This is a genomic window from Aurantimonas sp. C2-5-R2, from assembly GCF_036549495.1.
GTDB classification, from domain to species: domain Bacteria; phylum Pseudomonadota; class Alphaproteobacteria; order Rhizobiales; family Rhizobiaceae; genus Aurantimonas; species Aurantimonas coralicida_A.
This window is the reverse complement of record NZ_JAZHLJ010000175.1, coordinates 1-2,827: the sequence shown is the minus strand read 5'-3', so window position 1 is coordinate 2,827 and position 2,827 is coordinate 1. Positions and strand designations below refer to the sequence as shown.

The window sequence follows — 2,827 nt, the reverse complement described above, 5'->3', positions numbered from 1 at the left end:
GGGGCATTACCATGTCGATACGTTACCTGCGCCCTCAAGGGTAAATTCCCGGGTGGTCGATGTCTCATCGTCATTGGCACGGAGGGTGCGCTCTACAGCCTCCTGATCGGACTGTTCGTCTATCGCGAAATGACGCTAGCTACAGCTTGGCGTGCCATTCGCGAAGCGGCAGTGGAGTCCGCAAGTATCCTGCTTATCATGGCGACGGCTACAGCCTTTGCTTGGGCACTTTCCTTTGAGCAGGCTCCGCAGATGGCGGTATCGGCCCTGATGACGATTACAGCCGATCCGATTCTATTATTTTTACTACTCGGGCTCCTCTACCTCGTTCTGGGTCTTTTCATGGAGGCCATCGCCATCGTCACCATGACGATTCCGGTCGTCATCCCTGTGCTACAGAGCACCGGCATAGATCCGGTTCATTTCGGTGTCGTGCTCGCGCTTATCATGTCGATCGGCACTATTACGCCTCCGCTCGGCATCGTCATGTTCACACTTTGTCGGATTAGCGGCATGGCGGTAGAGGAATTCACTGGGGCAATATGGCCGTGGCTCGTCCTCCTCGTGGTGATTACCGTCATCCTGATCCTGGTCCCGCAGCTTGTCCTCTATTTGCCTCAGAGCTTCGATATGTAGAAGGAACTGCCGTCCGATGCTCCCTTTATCCGAGAACCCAATCCCGATGCGTTACCTCCCGAGTTTCCGGCTGGATGGCCGGAACGCCATAATCACCGGCGCTAGCCGCGGCCTTGGGCGGCATATCGCCTTGGCTCTGGCGGAAGCCGGCGCCGATGTCGCCCTCGTCGGTCGGATCTTGGACGACCTTGAGCCAGTCGCGCGGGAGGTGCGAGACATGGGAAGGCAGGCGGTTGTCCTTGCAGAGGATCTCACTGACGAGACGGCCGGCACCCGCATTGCCCAAACGGCATCCGAGGTTCTGGGCGGGATCGACATCCTGGTGAACAATGCCGGGACGAATATCCAGCAAACGGCCTTAGACGTCACGCACGAGGTGTGGGATGCTATCATGGACCTGAACCTGAGAGGCGCGTTCTTTATGGCTCAGGCGGTCGCGCGCGAGATGGTCGGCCAAGGCCGAGGTGGCCGGATCATCAACATGGCTTCGCAGATGGCTGAAGTCGGCTTTTACAAGAGGTCCGCTTACTGCGCGAGCAAGTCCGGCATGATTGGCTTCACCCGTGCCATGGCCATCGAGCTGGCGCCACAAGACATCCGCGTCAACGCGATCGGCCCGACCTTCATTGATAGCCCACTAGCTCGCGAGATGTTCAAGGACAAGGAAATTGCCGCAGAGGTGATCAAGCGCCTCCCGATCGGTCGGTTTGGGCGTATGGAGGAAGTCGCGGCCACTGTCGTCTTCCTCGCCAGCGATGGCGCAGACCTGATCACGGGACATCACCTACTGGTCGACGGAGGCTGGACCGCGTGGTGACCAGACTTCAACCCCGGACAATGCGGAGAAAACCATGCGCGTAGGCTTCATAGGGCTCGGACGGATGGGCAGCCACATGTCCCGCAGTCTTCTGCGGGCCAGCCTCGCCGTCAACGTGTACGACGTAGACCCTGCTCCTATGAAAGAGCTCGAGCGTGAAGGGGCAACCGTCGCACTAAGTCCGGCTGAAGTCGGCGCAGGAAGTAATGTCACCATCCTGATGGTGCACGACCAGCAGCAGGCCGAAACTGCAGTATATGGTGAAGCCGGCTATGCCGCAGGTACGCGGGCCGGCAAAACGCTCGTTATCATGAGCAGTTTGCCGCCCAACTTTGTTGCTGAACTCGCTGGAGATTTTGAGACCAAGGGCATCCACCTCCTGGACGCGCCTGTCAGTGGCGGTGTCGAGGGAGCGCAGCAAGCCAGCCTCACGATCATGGCAGCCGGTTCGGACACTGCATTTCAGGCGGCTGAACCAATACTCGCCAAAATGGGCCGCAATCTCTATCGAGTTGGGTTATGTCCGGGCCAGGGCCAAACATTAAAGGCGCTGAACCAGGCGATGTACTTCACCGGTCTCGCCGTGGCCGCAGAGGTTCTCGTGACGGGTTCAAAGGCTGGCATCGATCCGGACGTGATGGTCGAGGTGATTGCTAGGAGCAGTGGAGACAATTGGGCGCTTCGCAACCGCGTGCCTCTCGCATGGCGCAACGACTACCGGTCCGGAGGCTCGCTGGCGGTGGCAATCAAGGATCTCCGCACTGCACTCGATATAGGGCGCGAATTTGACATGCCACTTCCCGTCACGACAGCAACGGCTCAAATCTTCGGATTGGCTGGTCGGCTGGGCGCTGCAGATGCTGATGACCCGGAGGTTGTGCGGACAATCGAAATCTTGGCAGGGCATGTTCTGCAGAAAGGCGAGAGAGATGCTGGGAGAAGTATTGATTGAAGTGAAGGATGATTCCCGCGATCCCGAACAATGGTGAGCGCTATCGCAATGGCGATCGGAATTGGACGCGTACATGGGGGCCACGGTTCGAGTCTGACTCACATCTGATGCAGTTGACGAGCGAACTGGCGGATCTTTGGAGAGGAGAACCGCCATGTCCACTACCATCTCGCTATCGTCGCTTATCCCGGCCGGGCTTGCAGTCGAACTTTTCGAGGTTGTCGACAGCGTGCTTATCGTCACCGCTTCGGCTCGAACGCCACACGCGGCATGTCCCTCATGCGGCAGCCTATCCCGCCGACTGCACAGCCGTTAGGGGATGTCCCGAAGGTTGTTGAACTTCGTTGAGCGGCGATGCCGGGTTGAACGTTACGCGGCCCTCGATGCAGGGGCAACGAACTTTTCGGCATTTCGGCGCTGAT

3 protein-coding genes are annotated in these 2,827 nt (G+C 58.8%); all 3 read left to right on the top strand.

Features of this window, described 5'->3' with window-relative positions:
- Nucleotides 1-636: TRAP transporter large permease subunit (locus tag VQ044_RS24535; RefSeq protein WP_331827850.1), on the top strand; the 636-nt coding region annotated here is incomplete at its 5' end.
- Between the two features lie 46 nt (nucleotides 637-682).
- Nucleotides 683-1,453: an SDR family NAD(P)-dependent oxidoreductase gene (locus tag VQ044_RS24530; RefSeq protein WP_331827849.1), complete on the top strand. Its 771-nt coding sequence runs from the start codon at nucleotides 683-685 to the stop codon at nucleotides 1,451-1,453.
- Nucleotides 1,454-1,487: 34 nt separating this feature from the next.
- The gene (locus VQ044_RS24525; protein WP_331827848.1) at nucleotides 1,488-2,405 is read left to right on the top strand and encodes an NAD(P)-dependent oxidoreductase; all 918 of its coding nucleotides are present in this window, start codon (nucleotides 1,488-1,490) and stop codon (nucleotides 2,403-2,405) included.
- The last annotated feature ends 422 nt before the right edge of the window (nucleotides 2,406-2,827 follow it).

What these genes read in the sequence shown, in the direction of transcription:
- VQ044_RS24525 (WP_331827848.1), top strand. Translation starts at nt 1,488, where the DNA reads ATGCGCGTAGGCTTCATAGGGCTCGGACGGATGGGCAGCCACATGTCC.
- VQ044_RS24530 (WP_331827849.1), top strand. Translation starts at nt 683, where the DNA reads ATGCGTTACCTCCCGAGTTTCCGGCTGGATGGCCGGAACGCCATAATC.